This is a genomic window from Dechloromonas aromatica RCB (assembly GCF_000012425.1).
Window position 1 is genome coordinate 4,373,934 of sequence record NC_007298.1, and the last position, 17,473, is coordinate 4,391,406.

Annotated in this window: 17 protein-coding genes, 1 other RNA gene and 1 pseudogene; 13 read left to right on the top strand and 6 right to left on the bottom strand. The window is 61.4% G+C overall.

Annotation, left to right across the window (positions count from 1 at the left end):
- Window positions 1-42 precede the first annotated feature (42 nt).
- Entirely contained in the window at window positions 43-609 is a 567-nt protein-coding gene (locus tag DARO_RS20780; RefSeq protein WP_011289799.1) for a Tll0287-like domain-containing protein, read from the top strand.
- On the opposite strand, the gene DARO_RS20785 is transcribed toward DARO_RS20780, so the two are convergent.
- A complete protein-coding gene (locus DARO_RS20785) occupies window positions 593-1,495 on the bottom strand; it encodes a LysR family transcriptional regulator (protein WP_041224575.1) in 903 nt (300 codons plus the stop codon). The two genes, DARO_RS20780 and DARO_RS20785, sit on opposite strands and share 17 nt — an antisense overlap.
- 100 nt (window positions 1,496-1,595) lie before the next feature.
- On the opposite strand from DARO_RS20785, the gene DARO_RS20790 reads away from it, so the two are divergent.
- The 5 genes from DARO_RS20790 to DARO_RS20810 are packed head-to-tail and all read left to right on the top strand — an operon-like array spanning window position 1,596 to window position 5,761.
- Window positions 1,596-2,477, top strand: a complete 882-nt coding sequence (locus DARO_RS20790; RefSeq protein ID WP_041224576.1) for a DMT family transporter — start codon at window positions 1,596-1,598, stop codon at window positions 2,475-2,477.
- Between the two features lie 24 nt (window positions 2,478-2,501).
- Window positions 2,502-2,891 (top strand): PTS sugar transporter subunit IIA domain-containing protein, encoded by a 390-nt coding sequence (locus tag DARO_RS20795; protein ID WP_011289802.1) that lies wholly within the window; start codon window positions 2,502-2,504, stop codon window positions 2,889-2,891.
- Between the two features lie 4 nt (window positions 2,892-2,895).
- The gene (locus DARO_RS20800) at window positions 2,896-3,165 is read left to right on the top strand and encodes an HPr family phosphocarrier protein (protein ID WP_011289803.1); all 270 of its coding nucleotides are present in this window, start codon (window positions 2,896-2,898) and stop codon (window positions 3,163-3,165) included.
- 6 nt (window positions 3,166-3,171) lie between these two features.
- Entirely contained in the window at window positions 3,172-4,914 is a 1,743-nt protein-coding gene (ptsP, locus tag DARO_RS20805) for a phosphoenolpyruvate--protein phosphotransferase (protein WP_011289804.1), read from the top strand.
- The gene (locus DARO_RS20810) at window positions 4,907-5,761 is read left to right on the top strand and encodes a phosphate/phosphite/phosphonate ABC transporter substrate-binding protein (RefSeq protein ID WP_011289805.1); all 855 of its coding nucleotides are present in this window, start codon (window positions 4,907-4,909) and stop codon (window positions 5,759-5,761) included. The genes ptsP and DARO_RS20810 overlap by 8 nt, the downstream gene beginning before the upstream one ends.
- A gap of 520 nt (window positions 5,762-6,281) precedes the next feature.
- On the opposite strand, the pseudogene DARO_RS23405 reads toward DARO_RS20810, so the two are convergent.
- Window positions 6,282-6,347: pseudogene (locus DARO_RS23405) on the bottom strand (hypothetical protein); the annotation flags it as partial.
- On the opposite strand from DARO_RS23405, the gene DARO_RS20815 reads away from it, so the two are divergent.
- Window positions 6,334-7,653, top strand: coding sequence for an ATP-binding protein (locus DARO_RS20815; RefSeq protein WP_497463070.1), 1,320 nt, complete (start codon window positions 6,334-6,336; stop codon window positions 7,651-7,653). The pseudogene DARO_RS23405 and the gene DARO_RS20815 sit on opposite strands and share 14 nt — an antisense overlap.
- Before the next feature lie 15 nt (window positions 7,654-7,668).
- Here DARO_RS20815 and DARO_RS20820 read toward each other — a convergent pair whose 3' ends face one another.
- A complete protein-coding gene (locus tag DARO_RS20820; protein WP_198134080.1) occupies window positions 7,669-8,244 on the bottom strand; it encodes a tetratricopeptide repeat protein in 576 nt (191 codons plus the stop codon).
- A 226-nt stretch (window positions 8,245-8,470) separates the two neighbouring features.
- Between DARO_RS20820 and DARO_RS20825 the strand changes: the two genes are divergently transcribed.
- The 6 genes from DARO_RS20825 (at window position 8,471) to DARO_RS23410 (ending at window position 15,975) form a co-directional block, all read left to right on the top strand.
- Complete coding sequence (locus DARO_RS20825) at window positions 8,471-10,723, top strand: TonB-dependent receptor domain-containing protein (protein ID WP_011289808.1); 2,253 nt, start codon at window positions 8,471-8,473, stop codon at window positions 10,721-10,723.
- A gap of 64 nt (window positions 10,724-10,787) precedes the next feature.
- Window positions 10,788-11,363 (top strand): helix-turn-helix domain-containing protein, encoded by a 576-nt coding sequence (locus tag DARO_RS20830; protein ID WP_011289809.1) that lies wholly within the window; start codon window positions 10,788-10,790, stop codon window positions 11,361-11,363.
- A 137-nt stretch (window positions 11,364-11,500) separates the two neighbouring features.
- The gene (locus DARO_RS20835; RefSeq protein WP_041224577.1) at window positions 11,501-13,615 is read left to right on the top strand and encodes a TonB-dependent receptor; all 2,115 of its coding nucleotides are present in this window, start codon (window positions 11,501-11,503) and stop codon (window positions 13,613-13,615) included.
- Window positions 13,609-14,817, top strand: a complete 1,209-nt coding sequence (locus DARO_RS20840; RefSeq protein ID WP_011289811.1) for a sialidase family protein — start codon at window positions 13,609-13,611, stop codon at window positions 14,815-14,817. The genes DARO_RS20835 and DARO_RS20840 overlap by 7 nt, the downstream gene beginning before the upstream one ends.
- A complete protein-coding gene (locus DARO_RS20845) occupies window positions 14,814-15,284 on the top strand; it encodes a TlpA disulfide reductase family protein (protein ID WP_011289812.1) in 471 nt (156 codons plus the stop codon). The genes DARO_RS20840 and DARO_RS20845 overlap by 4 nt, the downstream gene beginning before the upstream one ends.
- Before the next feature lie 4 nt (window positions 15,285-15,288).
- A complete protein-coding gene (locus DARO_RS23410; RefSeq protein WP_011289813.1) occupies window positions 15,289-15,975 on the top strand; it encodes a TonB family protein in 687 nt (228 codons plus the stop codon).
- A gap of 16 nt (window positions 15,976-15,991) precedes the next feature.
- On the opposite strand, the gene ssrA is transcribed toward DARO_RS23410, so the two are convergent.
- The 3 genes from ssrA to DARO_RS20860 form a co-directional block, all read right to left on the bottom strand.
- Window positions 15,992-16,323, bottom strand: a transfer-messenger RNA (tmRNA) gene (gene ssrA, locus DARO_RS22595).
- A 14-nt stretch (window positions 16,324-16,337) separates the two neighbouring features.
- The gene (locus DARO_RS22045; protein ID WP_198134081.1) at window positions 16,338-16,865 is read right to left on the bottom strand and encodes a hypothetical protein; all 528 of its coding nucleotides are present in this window, start codon (window positions 16,863-16,865) and stop codon (window positions 16,338-16,340) included.
- Between the two features lie 9 nt (window positions 16,866-16,874).
- Window positions 16,875-17,468, bottom strand: coding sequence for a riboflavin synthase (locus DARO_RS20860; protein WP_011289815.1), 594 nt, complete (start codon window positions 17,466-17,468; stop codon window positions 16,875-16,877).
- Window positions 17,469-17,473: the final 5 nt, after the last annotated feature.

Here is a 17,473-nt window from a genome sequence, read left to right on the forward strand (position 1 = left end):
GCCGGAGTAGCATTAGCGTTTTATGATTTAGTTAGGATCGCCATGAAACCCCTGTTCGCCCTGTCGCTGCTCTTCGCCGCTCTGCCTGCCCTGGCGCAGGATATTGGCACGCTGACCGCCGACACCAAGAAGACCGTGCTGCCTGTCGTTCCCAAGGTAGTGAATGCCATGCAGGAAGCCGTCGCCGCGAAGGGTGTGGCGGGAGCGATTCCGGTGTGCAAGGAACAGGCGCCGGCACTGATCAAGGAAAAGCGTCAGGAGACCGGCTGGGACATTCGCCGCGTCAGTTTGAAGACCCGCAATGCCGAGCGCGGTACGCCGGATCTGTGGGAAGTTCGCCAGTTGGCCGATTTCAATATCCGTGCCACCAACGGTGAAAAAATCGACACGCTGGAAAAGAGCGAGATCGTCACCATCGACGGCAAGCAGGTGTTCCGTTACATGAAGGCGCTGCCAGTCGGTGATGTCTGCCTGAACTGCCACGGCGCCGCCGAGTCTTTCGATGCTGGCCTGAAGGCCAAGCTGGCTGAAAGCTACCCGCATGATCAGGCCACCGGCTATACCAAGGGCCAGATTCGCGGCGCCTTGACGGTCAAGCGCCCGCTGTAATTTCAGCACTGCCCTTGCCGGCCAGATGGTCGAACAGGGCAGCTGCCGCCGGAGCAAGGGCAACCCGTGAGCGAATGCAGAGCTGCAGGTCGCGCGGCGCCCATGAATCAGTAATTTCGATGGTTTTCACGGCATCGGCAGCGCCGATCGACGAGCGCGGCACCATGCCGATGCCGACCCCGGCGGCGACCATGCGGCAAACGGCGTTGAAACTGCGGACCTGAATCCGCACATCGAGCCGGCCGCCAAGCCGGGCCGCGTGGTTCATCATGAAGGTGTGAATGGCGCTGCCGGCGTGCAAGCAGACGAAAGGCTCGGCCAGCACATCGGCGAAGGCCAGTTCGCACTTTTCGGCCAGCGCATGGCCGGGGGCAACGATCAGCACCAGCCTGTCCTGCCGATAGGGCCGGGTTTCGACACCGGCCAGACCGCCCTCCGAGGCGACCACACCGATTTCCACCTGCCCGGCCGCCACTGCCTGGATGATCGCCGGACTGGGCTGCTCTTCGAGACTGACCCGGATGTGCGGATGTTCGCGCAGGAAATCACCGAGGTCTTCCGGTAAGAAACAGTTGATGGCGTTGGTATTGGCGAAAACAGTGACCTGGCTATGCAGCCCGCTGGCGTAGGGGGCCAGGTCGGCATGCATCTGTTCGAGCTGGGCGAAGACCTGCCGGGCATGACGAAGCAGCGATTCGCCGGCCGGCGTCGGCGTCAGGCCGCGGGCATGGCGGGCAAAAAGCGGGATGCCGAGGGCGGCTTCGAGCTGCGTCAGCCGGTGGCTGGCCGAGGAGGGGGCGAGATGCACCTGTTCGGCGGCACGGGTCAGGCTGCCGGAATCGGCGATCGCGGCGACCAGCCGCAGGTCGGGAAGATCGTAACGCATGGTTTCGTCCAGAACGAATGCTTGATTTGAATAATACCAATTGCCCTGCCTGCTGGCGCGGCTTTTAATACGGTCTGCCACAAACCACCCGGGAACGACTTTGGAAAAAACGAATGCTTATGGCGCAGGTTTGGCCTTGCTGGCAGCACTCGGCTTTTCGCTGAAGGCGATCTTCGTCAAGCTGGCCTATCCGTATGGCGTCGATGCGATCACTTTGCTCGCCTTGCGCATGGGCTTTGCGCTGCCAGTCTTCCTGTGGGTCGGGCTGGCCGGGCAGAAGGCGGGCGCCAGCCTGTCGCGGCGCGACTGGGGACAGCTGGTCTTGCTCGGCTGCCTGGGCTATTACGGCGCCAGCATTCTCGATTTCTGGGGACTGGAATACATCTCGGCGGGGCTGGAACGGCTGATCCTGTTCACCTACCCGACGCTGACCATCCTGATCGGCGTGCTGTTCCAGGGCAAGCCTTTCACCCGCCGCGAGGGCATCGCGGTGGCGCTGTGCTACACGGGCATCGGCTTCGCCTTCATCCACGACCTTGGGCTGGGCGAACCGCGCAATGTGCTGATCGGCGGCGCCCTGGTCTTCGGTTCCAGCATTTCGTATGCGCTCTACCTGTCCGGCAGTGCACCGATGATCGCCCGGCTCGGCGCGATGCGCTTCTCGGCACTGGCCATGCTGGTCTCGTCAGCCGTCACGCTGCTCCACTTCATGGCGACCCAACCGTTCTCGGCTTTCATCCAGCCCATGCCGGTCTATGGCTGGGGCTTGGCGATGGCGATCTTCGCCACCATCGTGCCGGTGTTCGCCCAGTCGGCGGCCATTCGGCGGATCGGGGCAGGGCGGGCTTCGCTGTTCGGCATGGTCGGCCCGATGCTGACCATCGGCTTCGGCCGGTGGCTACTCGGCGAACATATTTCGCCGGAACAGACGATCGGAGCCACTTTTGTTGTTATTGGGATATTGATCGTCAGCCGCAGGTAAAATGCTTCGGTTAGAATCTGAAGCATGATCGGAATTCTGCTTATCACTCACGGTAGTTATGGCGAGGCACTCATCCAGAATGCCTGTCATGTACTGAACAAGCGTCCGGCGCAAGTGAACCAGCTTGGCGTCTCGGCTCAGGATGACCCGCTGGATCTGCTGGCGTTGGCACGAGAGATGCTCAAACCGCTCGATAACGGCGAGGGCGTGTTGGTGCTGACCGACATATTTGGCGCTTCGCCGGCCAACCTTGCCCTCAAGTTGCTCGAACCCGGTCGCGTCGAAGGCCTGACCGGGGTCAATCTACCAATGCTGTTGCGCGCCCTGACCTATCGCGACAAAGGCATGGAAACCCTGCTCGTCAGAGCCCGCGATGGCGGTCGTGACGGCATTTTCAACATGCGGGAACATTAAGAACATGCTGACGACCGAAACCGAAATCATCAACAAGCTGGGCCTCCATGCCCGCGCTTCCGCCAAATTGACCCAGCTCGCCGGCAAGTACAAGTGCGAAGTCTGGATGAGCAAGGGCACGCGCCGCATCAACGCCAAGAGCATCATGGGCGTGATGATGCTGGCCGCCGGCAAAGGCTCGAAGGTCACGCTGGAAACCGATGGCGCCGACGAAGCCGAGGCGATGGAAGCCTTGCTGGCGCTGATCGCCGACTATTTCGGCGAGGGAGAATAAGCCGCCATGAGCTTCACACTGCACGGCCTGGGAGTTTCCGGGGGCATCGCCATCGGGCGGGCCATGCTGATGTCGCACGCCACGCTGGAGGTCTCGCACCTGACCCTGGCGCCGCGCATGGTCGACAAGGAAATCGAGCGCTTCGACATGGCAGTCAATGCCGTCAAAGAAGAGCTGATCCTGATGAAGGAGAACACCGAGCACGCCCCGGCCGAGCTCAATGCCTTCATCGACATTCACACGATGTTCCTCGAGGACCCGGAACTGGCCGTCAAGCCGCGCGACATCATCCGCGAGCGCCGCTGCAACGCCGAATGGGCGCTGGTCCAGCAGATGGAGCATCTGGTCGGGCAATTCGAGCAGTTCGATGACCCCTACCTGCGCGAGCGCAAATTCGACGTGGTGCAGGTGGTCGAACGCGTCGTCAAGGAACTGCTCGGCCACCGCAGCCGAAATGCCCTGAAAACGGCCAAACGTTCCAAGGAAGAGGCACTGATCGTCGTCGCCCACGACCTGTCGCCGGCCGACACCATCGCCTTCAAGGAACACCGTTTCGCCGCCTTCATTACCGACGTGGGCGGTGCCACGTCGCACACGTCCATCCTCGCCCGCAGCATGGCGATCCCGGCCGTGCTCGGCCTGGAAAATGCGCGCGGGCTGATCCGCGATGGCGAGCAATTGATCGTCGATGGCATGCGCGGCGTTGTCATCGTCAATCCGGATCAGCGGGTGCTTGACGAGTACCAGCTGCGCAAAGAACAGATCGAGCTCGAAAAGACCAAACTAAAGCGCCTGAAGACTGCAAAATCGGAGACGATCGATGGTGTTTCGGTGCATTTGTTCGCCAATATCGAACTACCAAATGACGTTCCGGTAGCCCTGGATTGCGGCGCCGAGGGCATCGGCCTGTTCCGTACCGAGTTCCTTTTCCTTGACCGCGGCGACATGCCGGACGAACAGGAGCAGTACGAGGCCTACAAAAAAGTGGTCAAGGGCATGGCCGGGCGGCCAGTCACCATCCGCACCTTCGACCTTGGCGCCGACAAGGATCTGAACCCGCAAGGTAATGCCGGCGACCGGGTCAAGACCAATCCGGCCCTCGGCCGGCGGGCCATCCGCCTGTCGCTGGCCGAGCCCCGGATGTTCCAGACCCAGTTACGGGCCATCCTCCGCGCCTCGAAACACGGCCCGATCAAGCTGTTGATCCCGATGTTGGCGCATGCCCACGAAATCGACCAGACGCTGGCGGCACTGGAGCAAGCCAAATCCAGCCTGCGCGGCGAAAAAGCCACCTTCGACGAAAACATCGAAGTCGGCGGCATGATCGAAATCCCCGCTGCCGCACTGGCCGTCGGTCTTTTCCTGCGCCGGCTCGATTTCCTGTCGATCGGCACCAATGACCTGATCCAGTACACGCTGGCCATCGACCGCTCAGACGAGCAGGTGGCCGGCCTCTACGACCCGTTGCACCCGGCCGTGCTGATGCTGATCGCCCATACGCTGTCGATGGCGGAAAAAGTCGGCGTTCCGGTTTCTGTCTGCGGTGAAATGGCCGGCGACCCGGACCTCACCCGCCTGCTGCTCGGCATGGGCCTGCGCATCTTCTCTATGCACCCGTCGCAAATCCTCAAGGTCAAGAATCGCGTGCTGAAGGCCGAAGTCAATGAACTCGCCCCCAACGTCCGCCGCATCCTGCGCCTCGACGAACCGATGAAGCTGCGCGAGGCACTGGACAAGTTGAATGCCTGACCGGAATCCCACCACCTTGCGCCGCTTTTTCCTGAAATTTTTCTTTGGCATGGCCTGCGCCACCATCCTTGGCCCGGCATGGGCAGAGGAACCCCGCCCCTTCGTACTTGGCATTGCCCCCCACACCAGCGCCCGGGTGATTCTGGAAATGTACCAGCCGCTGCGCCAGTCTCTGGAAGCAGCCCTGAAGCAACCCGTGGAAGTTCAGACTGCCCCTGATTTCAGCGAATTTGCCCGCCGCGCCCTGAATCAGGAATACGACATCGCCGTCACGACCGGGCACCAGGCCCGCCTCTACCAGACCGATGCCGCCTACCTGCCGCTGCTGACCTATGTCGCCGAATTCAAGGCAGTAGCCCTGGTGGACAAGAATGGGCCGATCCACACAGCGGCCGACCTGAAAGGGAAATCCGTCCTCGGACTGTCGCCCACTTCGCTGGTCACCCTGTGGGGCCAGCAATGGCTGAAAAAGCAGAATCTCGGCGACGTTCCCGTCCGCTACGTTTCGGCCGCCGACAGCGTCAGCCGGCAAGTGCTGGCCGGCGAGGCCGCCGCCGCCTTTACGTCGCTGGCCAATTACCAGAAGCTGCCGCCGGACATCCGCCCCCGCATGCGCATCCTGGCCGAAAGCGAACCGATGGCCGGGCGGGTCTATATGCTCAACAAGCGCTGGAGCAAGGAGCGCAAAGGTATAGAAAAGGCCCTCTGGGCATTTGCCGCCACGCCTGAAGGCAAGGCCTACTTCGAGCAGAACAAGCTCGATGGCTATCGCAACCTGAAGCCGCGCGAACTTGAGGCGATGGACCCGTATGTCGCTGAAACGCGGCAGGCGCTGAGCTCAAAATGAAATTCACATCGCCGCTTCGCTCGGTGCGAGGTCGGCTGCTGATCGTCGCCATTGCCATCGAAGCGGTGATGCTGACTTTGCTGGTCGCCAACAGCCTGCGCCTGCTGACCACCCATATGGGCCGACAGGCGGAGCAGCATGTCGAGGAAATCGCCCCCGTGCTGATCGCCGCCATCGTGGCGCCACTGGCCCAGCGCGACTATGCCACCGTGCAGGCGGTGTTCGACGAAAGCACCAAGGTTGGCGGCATCGATTACCTGGCGCTTGCCAACAATGACGGAAAACTGGTGGCCAGCAGCGGCTGGCCGGAAGGCGCAGCCCTGCCGCCAGCCGACCCGCACCTCAATATCTTTGATGCCGACAAGCAGAAACCGCGCTACGACGTGCTGGTTCCCGTCGTTACCTATGGCCAGAAAATGGGTTCGCTGCACATCGGCATCGATCTCTCGCAAATCCGGACCGCCCATAACCAGTTGTTCTCCCAAGGCATTTTCATCGCCCTGATCGAGATGCTGCTTTCGGCCGGTCTGATGATCCTGCTCGGCTATTTCCTGACCCGCCATCTGGCGGGCCTGACCCAGGCCAGCGAAGCAGTTGCCGCCGGCAACCTGACCCCGCCACCGGTGCCCGAAGGCAACGACGAGGTAGGGCGCCTTGGCGCCGCCTTCAACGCCATGTCACGGGCGGTGGCCGAGCGCATTCTTGAACTCACTGCCTCACGCGACGAACAGGCCCGACTGGCCAGAAGCGCCGAGACGGCAGCCCGCGCCAAGACGTCCTTTCTGGCCACGATGAGTCATGAAATACGGACGCCGATGAATGGCATCCTGGGCATGACCGAACTGACGCTGGCCACCGATCTCACCGAGGAACAACGCGAATACCTGACCTGGGTTAAATCCTCGGGTGACAACCTGATGCGTGTTCTCAACGACATCCTCGATTTCTCGAAGATCAATGCCGGTGAACTCAACCTCGAACACATACCGCTAGACCTGAGCAGCTTGCTGGACAGCGTGGTCGCGCTCTATTCATCGGTGGCTGCCAACAAGGGCTTGCGCCTCTACTGGGCCGCCGACACCGAACTTCCCGAGCACCTTCTGGGCGACCCGGTGCGCATCCAGCAAGTGCTCAACAATCTGCTGTCCAATGCACTCAAATTTACCGAGCATGGCGAGGTCGCCATTCGCGTGCATTGCGAGAAAACCCTCGAAAACAGCAAGGTGTGGCGTGTCCACTTCACCGTCGCCGATACCGGCATCGGCATCCCGGCCAGCAAACTGGGCAATATCTTCGACCCCTTCGCCCAGGCCGAAGAATGGACAACGCGCAAGTATGGCGGCACCGGCCTCGGGCTCTCGATTGTCGAGCGTCTTGTCCGGCTGATGCATGGCGAGATTCGCGTTGAAAGTGCGGTGGGCGAAGGCACCCGCTTTCATTTGCTGATCCATCTCGATCAGGCCGAAAAATCGACCCCGAAGATCGCCGAACTCGACAAGGAAGCGGCGCAGTGCAAACTGACCAACAAGCAAATCCTGCTGGTCGAAGACACGCCGGTCAATCAGAAAATCGCCGAAAAGCTGCTTTCCCGCTATGGTTGCCGCGTGACCATTGCCGTCAATGGTCTGGAAGCGCTGGCCGCTGTCGAACGCGACACCTTCGATCTGATCCTGATGGACATGCAGATGCCCGAAATGGATGGCGTCGAAGCAACCCGGCACCTGCGCATCCGGGAAGCAGAACTCAAGCTGCCACGCCAGCCAATTGTCGCCATGACCGCCAATGCCATGGAGGAAGATCGGGAACAATGCATCACCGCCGGCATGGACGACTTCATCGCGAAACCCTTCCGGGCTGACGAAGTGATCAGCATGCTGCTGCGTTACCTCTAGGCTAAACGCACCAAATCAGCGGATGCTTGATGCAGGCTCCAGCGCCGCCGTTTCCATCGGCCGCTCGCTACTCATCCCGGCCCGCCGCCTGAGTTCGGCCAGCACCTGAACCGAACTGGCGCGCGAAGCGGCAACTTGTTCACGGCGATCGCGCTCATCGATCAAGGCCAGCGCCTGCTGACGCCAGGCAACCATCTTCGGCTCATGCTCATGGTGCAGATGGTGTTTGCGATGCATGGTAAACCAGCGGTGCGCCTCGGCTTCGTCGACCGGCACGCCTTGACCAATCTGATACATCAGCCCGATCTGGAATTGTGAAACCTTGTCCCCTTGGTCGGCAGCCTGGTGGTACCAGCGCATCGCTTTCGCGTAGTCGAGCGGAACGCCATCGCCATGCTGGTGGATGACCGCCAGGTTGTAGGCAGCATCGATATTGCCTCTGGCCGCCTGCGCTTCCCAGATCGCCACCGCGCGCCCAGCTTCACCGCCCTTGAGCAACATGGCAGCCTCCCGCATCTCCTCGTCCACGCTGGCGGCGAAACTGCTCAGGTTAAACAGGGAAAGGCAGAGGGCAAGGCAAAACCGCAGCATTGGTCCGGACATGGCAATTCTCCAAAAAACGCTCTGACGCCCAAAACAGACATCGGCGGGCAATCGACGCTTGAGCAAAAGACGCAGGAATGCCGGCATCCTAGGTTCGATCTTCCTTCTTTGGAATTAGACAAATTGTCGCGCGACAATTTGTCACATTCCCGCCCCCCTGCAACTCCCGGACAATTAGCGCCCACTTAAATACCAATAAATCAGGGAGAGCTTCATGGGGTATCGCATCCATCCGTTGGCGGCGGCGTTGGCCGTCGCCTTTTCATCGTTGGCAGCGCAACAGGCAGCCGCCCAAACAACATTGAATGAGGTAGTGGTTAGCGCGAGCAAGATTCGTGACGCGGCCACGCCGCAGCAAATCGGCTCAGCGGAAATTGCCGCCCAGCATGCCATCACCCGCGATACAGCGGCCTTGCTGCGCGATGTACCCGGCGTCAGCCTGTACGGTGCCGGCGGTGTATCCAGCCTGCCCGTCATCCATGGCCTAGCCGACGACCGCCTGCGCATCACCGTGGATGGCATGGACTTCATCGCCTCCTGCCCCAACCACATGAACCCACCGCTTTCCTACCTTGACCCAACCAACGTATCGAAGATCAAGGTATTTGCTGGCATCTCTCCAGTCAGCGTTGGCGGGGACAGTATCGGCGGCGCCATCGTTGCCGAGTCGGCCGCTCCCCAATTCGCGACACCGGACCAGGGCCTCCTGGCCAAGGGTGAAATCGGCGCCTTCTTCCACAGCAACAACAATGCTCAGGGCGGCAACCTTTCTGCCACGCTAGCAACCGAAAACATCAGCATCAGCTATACCGGCGCCCTGGCCAAGGCTGACAACTACAAGGCTGGCGGCAATTTCAAGACGTGGACAACGACTGGCCGCATTGGCCACACGCTGGCCCTCGACGAAGTCGGCTCGACGGCCTACGAAAGCCGCACCCACACCCTCGGCTTCGCCGTGCGTGGCGGCAACCACCTGGTCGAAGCCAAGTTCGGTTATCAGGACGTTCCCTACCAGCTCTACCCCAACCAGCGGATGGACATGCTGGATAACGAGCAGAAGCGCATCAACCTGCGCTATCTCGGCCAGTACGACTGGGGTACGTTCGAAGCTCGCGCTTACCATGAGACGGTGGATCACTTCATGGACTTCGGGGCAGACAAGCGGTATTGGTACAGCGGCATGTCGGGTGGGTCGAACTCTCTTAACGGCACCCCCTGCTCACCAATCACGGGCGGCATGTCAGGCTGTGCTGCAGGCATGCCGATGTACACAAGCAGCAAAACGACAGGTGTCAATCTGAAAGCCGATATCGAGCTCGGCGCCAATGATCTGCTGCGCATCGGTACGTTGTACCAGCACTACACGCTCAACGACTGGTGGCCGGCCTCCGGCGGCGGCATGTACCCCAATACCTTCGACAATATCAAGGATGGCAAGCGTGATCGCCTCGGCGCTTTTGCGGAATGGGAACGCCGTATCGGCAAGCAATGGACAACCTTGCTCGGCGCTCGGTACGAGCGGGTTGAAACCGATGCCGGTGATATTCAGGGCTATAGCAGCAGTTACGCTACGGATGCGAACACCTTCAACAACCGCGACCATAACCGCAGCGACAACAATGTCGACCTGACAGCCCTCGCCCGGTACACGGCGAACAACATGTCCGACATAGAGTTCGGACTGGCCCGCAAGGTTCGTTCGCCCAACCTGTACGAGCGCTACACCTGGTCGACTTCGACCATGGCCGCATTGATGAACAACTTCGTCGGCGATGGCAACGGCTATGTCGGCAACCTCGATCTGAAACCGGAAAAGGCCTACACCGCTTCCTTCACCTTCGACTGGCATGCAGCAGACCGTAGCTGGGAACTGAAGGCAACCCCGTACTACACCCATGTCGATGACTACATCGATGCAACACGCCTGACTGCTTTCGCGAACACGAACAACCAGTTTGTCGTCCTCAAATACGCCAACCAGTCCGCCCGCCTCTACGGCCTCGACCTCTCCGGCCGCATGCCGCTGGCTAAAACCGGCTTGGGTGAGTTCGGCCTGCGCGGCTTGATGAACTACACAAAAGGTGAAAACCGCGACACCGGCGGTAACCTGTACAACATCATGCCGCTCAACGGAAAACTGGCACTCACGCACCAATACGGCAGCTGGAGTAACGCACTTGAACTGGTCGGGGTAAGCGGCAAGAACGATGTTTCCTCGGCCCGCAACGAGATCCACACGGCTGGCTACAGTCTGACCCATCTGCGTACCAGCTACACGTGGAAAAACGTCCGTATTGACCTCGGTGTCGAGAACCTCTTCGACCGTTTCTACTACTTGCCGCTCGGGGGGGCCTACACCGGCCAGGGCACCACCATGAGTACTACTGGCACTTATTCGCCGGCCTGGGGCATTGTAGTTCCCGGTATGGGGCGTTCGATTTACGCTGGACTCAACGTCAAGTTTTAAGCCATTGAACCTGGCAAGCCCCGGCCCTGGTCGGGGCTTTATCATTTTTGGACAAGGAAAAACCATGGGAGCAACGTCTGCCACCTCATCCAATAACCAAGGACATATACCAGCGGGTGCGTTGATCTACTCGGCCCGCGTCCCGGGGAATGGCTGGCGCCTGCGTGAAGGCGTCGTCCGTCTGGACAACATGGCGAACGATGGCCTGGCCACGTTCGCCAGCCTGGCCATCGCTGGCGACATTCTCGGCTGCGAAACCCTCCTCTTTGGCTGCTATACCTTCCGTGCTACCGCACTGACTCAGTGTCGCCTGACCCCCTGGCCGGAAGGTGCCGAAGCAGCCGACAGCACATCGCTGCTCACCTCGTTGGCCAAGGCTCAGCAACGCGCGGCCGAACTGGTGGCCCTGCGCGGCGGCCAGGCCACTGACCGCGTCCTCGGCCTGATTCGGCTACTCGCCGATCAGGCTGGCCGTGTCGTCCTGCCCACCCGTCAGGACATCGCCGATATTACCGATCTGCGTTTTGAAACGATCTCGCGCATCGTCAAACAACTGGAGCGTAGCGAGATGATCCGCTCGATCCGCATCAACGGCGTCCATGCCACCCGCAGCTTCGCGCTCGGCGTAGCAATCCCCTGAAAAGCTTGCCACCCAAGGTATGGCGCCAGGGGTGCGACAATTTGCCACATTCACGCGCACCGGTGCGCTCCGTATCATCCGCTCCTAACCATCTGTTTCATAAGTATTTTTTGATACAAATCAATTAGGATTCGATGATGAAGCGTTTTGCACTCGCGCCGTTGGCGCTGGCGGTCCTTTCGGCCTTTGCCTCTACCCAAGTAGTCGCAGCTGACACCTCTCTGGCCGAAGTCACCGTTACCGCCACGCGTGAGGGGCAACTGGTCAGCGAAACGCCGGCCACGGTCGGCGTCATCAAGGAAAAAACGTTGCGCGAGGTCAAGCCAACGCACCCGAGCGAAATCATGGGCCAGGTCGCCGGCGTCTGGGTCAACGTCACCGGTGGCGAGGGCCATCAGACGGCCATCCGCCAGCCGCTGACCACCAACCCCGTCTATCTCTATCTGGAAGACGGCATCCCGACCCGTTCCACTGGCTTCTTCAACCACAACGCCCTGTACGAGGTGAACCTGCCGATGGCCGGCGGCATCGAGATCAACAAGGGGCCAGGCAGTGCGCTCTACGGCTCCGATGCCATCGGCGGTGTGGTCAATGTGCTGACCCGCAAGCCACCGACCAAACCGGAAATCGAAGGCTCGCTCGAAGGCGGCAGCTACGGCTGGGCGCGGACCATGGTTTCCGGCGGCAGCGCCTTTGGCGACCACGCTTTCCGGGCCGACCTCAACCTGAGCCACACCGACGGCTGGCGCGACAAGACCGCGTACGACCGGCAGAGCGGCACCCTGCGCTGGGACAGCGCTATCGGCGATGATGCAACCCTGAAGACGGTCGCCACCTTCTCCAAGATCGACCAGCAGACAGCCGGCAGCTCGGCCATCTCGAAGAACGATTACGACAACAACCCGAAGGCCAACTACACCCCGATCTCGTTGCGCAAGGTCGACGCCTTCCGCCTGTCGACCGCCTACGAGAAGGAGTGGGGCAACTCGCTGCTCAGCATCACCCCCTACTACCGCAACGATTCGATGGATCTGCTGGCCAACTGGTCGCTGTCCTACGACCCGACCATCTACACCACCGAGAACCAGTCCTTCGGCGCCCAGATCAAGTATCGCCACGACTTCGAGCCGCTGCGCACCCGTTTCATTGTCGGTATCGACCTCGACCACAGTCCGGGCAGCCGCATCGAAAACCGCATCAACACGACCTCGACCGGCAGCGGTTACACCAAGATCTACACCGGCTACACAACGGGCGCCCGGGTCTATGACTACGACGTGACCTATCAGGGAATCTCGCCCTATGTGCATGGTGAGATTTCGCCGATCGAAAAGCTGCGCATCACTGCCGGCCTGCGCCAGGACCATGTCTCCTACCGTTTCGACAACCGCTACGGCACCTCGCCGGTCGTCGTCGGTTCGGCCTATTACGGCCAGGTCGCCGATGGCGACCTGAGCTTCAACCACCTCAGTCCCAAGCTGGGTGCCACCTACGCCTTCAGCGATTCTCTGAACGCCTTCGCCGCCTACAACCACGCCTTCCGCGCCCCGTCCGAAGGCCAGCTCTTCCGCCCTTCCGTCGCCGCCAGCGCCGCTGCAGCAAATGCCGCAGCAATCGCCGCCAGCAACCTGAAACCTATCAAGGTCGACAGCGTCGAAACCGGCCTGCGTGGCAACATTAACCGTTCCGTAAACTACGAGGTCTCGGTCTATTACATGACCAAGACCGACGACATCCTGAGCTACCGCGACCCGGTCACCAACATCACGACCTCGACCAATGCCGGCAAGACGCTGCACAAAGGGATCGAGATCGGCCTCGGCATCCAGATCGCTTCTGCCTGGCGACTCGACACCGCCCTCTCACACGCCAAGCACACCTATGGCGAGTGGCGCGTTGGCACGATCGATTACACTGGCAAGGAAATGGAACTCGCCCCCCGCACCATCGCCAATACCCGCCTGACCTGGGGCGATGCCAAGACCGGCATGGTCCAGGCCGAATGGCTGCACTTCAGCAGTTGGTGGTCCGACCAGGCCAACACCACGAAGTACGATGGTCACGACCTGCTTAACCTGCGCGGCGCTTATCCGCTGTACCGCGATATCAGCCTGTTCGGCAACGTGCATAACGTGACCGACCGTCGTTACGCGGAAAGTACCGGAACACAAACCGCCGGTGGCGTGATTTACCCGACCTTCGCCCCTGGCCTGCCACGCACCTTTACCGTCGGGATCCAGGCCAAATGGTAAAGACTTCGGCACGCGCTAGCGTCTTGCTGGCCGCACTGCTGCTCGCCGGCACGGCGGCCGCCCATGACCATGCCGACCACTCGGCCCACGACGCCAAGCCCAAAGCCGACTACGCCAAGGTCTGGCTGGAAAAACAACAGACGGCGCCCCGCCTTGCCATTGCCGCGCAATTCGACGCAACTGGCCAACTCTGGCTGGCCCGCGTGATCGGCCAACAGATTTTCGTCAGCCATTCCAGGGATGCCGGCAAGACCTTCAGCGATGCGGTGACGGTCAACCGCCAGCCCGAGCTGATCTCGGCCGATGGCGAAGCCCGCCCGCAGATCGCTGTTGCCGGGCAGCGGGTTTATCTCAGCTGGACGCAGGCGTTGCCGCAACCGTTTGCCGGGCACGTCCGCTTCTCGGTGTCCGAAGATGGCGGCCAGACGTTTAGCGAACCCGTCACCGTCAATGACGACAGCCGCCCGATCACGCATCGCTTCAACGCCATGCTGGCCGATGCCGGCGGCGTGACGCTGGCCTGGATCGACAAGCGGGACGGCACCGGCAACTCGGACTATCGCGGTGCGGCCATCTACACCGCCCGCTCGACCGATGGTGGGCGCAGCTTCTTAACCAACCGCAAGCTGGCCGACAACTCCTGCGAATGCTGCCGCCTGGGCCTGGCCGCTGACAGCGACGGCACCCCGGTCGTTTTCTGGCGCCAGATTTTCGGCAAGAACGTCCGCGACTTCGCGCTGGCCCGCCTCGATGAACCGCTACGCCGCGTTTCTGAAGATGGCTGGGAAATCGATGCCTGTCCGCACCATGGCGGCGCACTGGCTATCGACAACGAAGGCAGTCGCCACATCGCCTGGTTTACCGGCGCCGAAAAATCGCCCGGCCTGCACTATCGCCGCATCGACGGCGAGACGATGAGCCGTCCGTTCCACTTCGGCAACCTTGATGCCCAGTCCGGACACCCGCAAGTGGCGGTTGTCGGGCGCAAGGTCGTACTCGTCTGGCGGGAATTCGACGGCAAGTTCAATCACATCCGCCTGATGACCTCGCGCGACCGGGGCCAGACCTGGTCGGCCCCGACCAGTCTGGCCCGCACCGCCGGTGCCGCCGACGATCCATTGCTGCTCACCGACCGTGGTATCCCCTGGCTGGTCTGGAATACCACGGAGGATGGTTTGAAACGCTCGCGGATTGCGCCATGAAGCGCCTCGCCATATTGATCGCCGCACTGCTGATCGCCGGTCTGGCCCAGGCCGAGATGCGCCCCTTCGTCAGCGGATCCCTGCAAAAAATCGAACGGGCACAAAAAGGAAAACCCTTCATCCTCGGCTTCTGGTCGGCCAGCTGCACGCATTGCCCGGCCGAGCTCAAGGCCCTCGGCGAACTGGTCCGCAAATATCCGAAACTGGAACTGATCCTGGTCGCCACCGATACGCCGGCCGAAGCCCCTGAACTCGAGCAACTGGCCCAGGATTACGGCGTCGCCCCCCAGGCACGCTGGGTCTTCGCCGACGCCCAGCCCGAACGGCTGCGTTATGAAATCGACCGCCGCTGGTATGGCGAATTGCCGCGCACCTACTTTTACGATGGACGGCAGCAGCGCAAAGGGCACTCCGGGGTCCTGCCGACAGCACAACTCGAACAGTGGGCCAGCGAACACGTAAAATAGAAAAATGTCTGCCGAGCGACTTCTCCATTTCGAACCAGAACTGCCTGAATGGCGCAGGAGCGGTCGCTTTTTCCTGGTCGCCATCGGCCTGCACGCTGTCGTGCTCGCCTACCCGCTGGGCAAGGTCGTCAGCCAGCTCGACATCCCGCCACCCGGCCCACTCACCGTCAAACTGATCGAAGCCCTGCGCCCGGCGCCGGTAGTGCAGCCGGTCAGCACGCCGAAACCACAACCGGCACCGGTCGCCCCCGCTGCCCCCAAGCCGCGCCCGGTCCTGGCCATGACACCGGATCAGAAACCGGTCACGGCAAGCACACCAACGGTCGCCCCGCCAGCCCCGGTTGCCCCCGAACCCGTCGCCCGGGTCGCGGCCAACCCCACCCCGGCGGCGCCCTCAGCCGCTCCGGTGACAGCTGCCCGCTTCAATGCGGCCTACCTGAACAATCCGGAACCCAAATACCCGCCGCTGTCGCGCCGCCTTGGTGAAGAGGGCAAGGTCCTGCTCAAAGTCCGGGTGAGCAGCGACGGCACCGCCGCGACGGTTGATCTGGAAAAAAGCAGCAATTACGACCGCCTCGACGAAGCAGCGCGCCAGGCCGTGGCCCGCTGGCGTTTCATCCCGGCCAAGCGTGGCGACGAGCCAATCGAGGCATCGGTCATCGTGCCTATCGTTTTCCGGCTGGATGGCTGATTCTGGAATGTGGACGTGACGACGGGGACCGAAGTCCCCGCCGGCTATCTTTGGTAACAAGGCTCTAGCAGCCCCGGCTAACCGTTTTTAGGCGGCAATAGCGAATTGCTCATCATTGGCAATTATGGATTTGCTTCATTAACGTCGATCGCCTGACGAGTTGCCTGCGCACCTTTGTCCGCCCTGTCGAGACCAGTACACCCCCATCCAAAAACACTCAGCGGAATGCCCTTGGGTGGAGGTGAGGGGAATCGAACCCCTGTCCAGAACGCCTCCAGATTGCCGGAATTACAACCATGCTTTCAATTATGGGGGCGGGGGGGTGGTTTTTCAAGAGCCGGTTTCGCCACTGGCAGCAGATATCAGTGGCCGCACCAGCCACGCCGGTCGCCACGGCCGAATGCATCGCGCGAGCGTTCGGTCGAAGTGAGCGTCGACCGAACGCGCTTTGAGGTACCGTCGAACAGCACATCGAAACGGGCCGGCTCGTTCCAGTCGTCGCAATAGCGCCACTCCCAGACCAGCTCGTCACGGGCCTTGAAATAGACAGTCCATTCCGGAACGGGGGGACCGATGGTGCGAACGACATCCTCCTGCGTCATGCCAGCCTGGATGCGGGCGAAATGCTTCATGGTCAGCACATTTTCGCGGGACAGGAAGCGGCCATTGGCATCGCCGCGCACGAAGAAGGTGTGGTAGCCCATCGCTCCGAAGGGATAGACGAGGGTTTCACCCCCGTCGGCCTCCCGCCAGCGCAGGGAAGGCACGCCCATGGTACGTTCCACGTCGATCAGGCCGGCATCGGCGGGGATTCGGCCGGCGCCATCGTAGCTGGCACAACTGCTCAACAGGCCACCGACCAGAAGCAAGACTGAAAGGCGGCCTGCCATGGTGAGCATTTACTCGCGTTCTGCCGTCAGCAGGCGCTCGCAATAACGGGCGATCAGATCCACTTCCAGATTGACCTTGCTGCCTGGCTTCAGACGATTCAGCGTGGTGTTTTCCAGTGTGTGCGGGATCAGGTTGATGGTGAAATCGGTGCCGTTGACTGCATTGGTCGTCAGACTGGTGCCATCGATGACGATCGAACCCTTGCGGGCGATGTACTTGGCGATTTCCTTCGGAGCGCGGATTTCGAGCAGGCGGTTGTCGCCAATCGCGTCAAAGCGCAACACTTCGCCGACCCCATCGACGTGGCCGGAGACCAGGTGGCCGCCGATCACGTCTGACAGGCGCAGCGCCTTTTCCAGGTTCACCGGCCCAGGCTCGGCCAGGCCGACGGTGCAGGACAGCGTTTCCGGCGAGACGTCGACGGCAAAGGTGTTGCCTTCCCGGGCCACGACGGTCAGGCAGACGCCGTTGTGGGCGATCGAATCGCCAAGTGCGACATCGTCGAGCTTGAGTTTGCCGGCATCGACATGCAGGCGGCAGCCGACTTCACGGGGGGTAATTTCAATAATGCGGCCAACCGCCGCGATGATTCCAGAAAACATGGCAG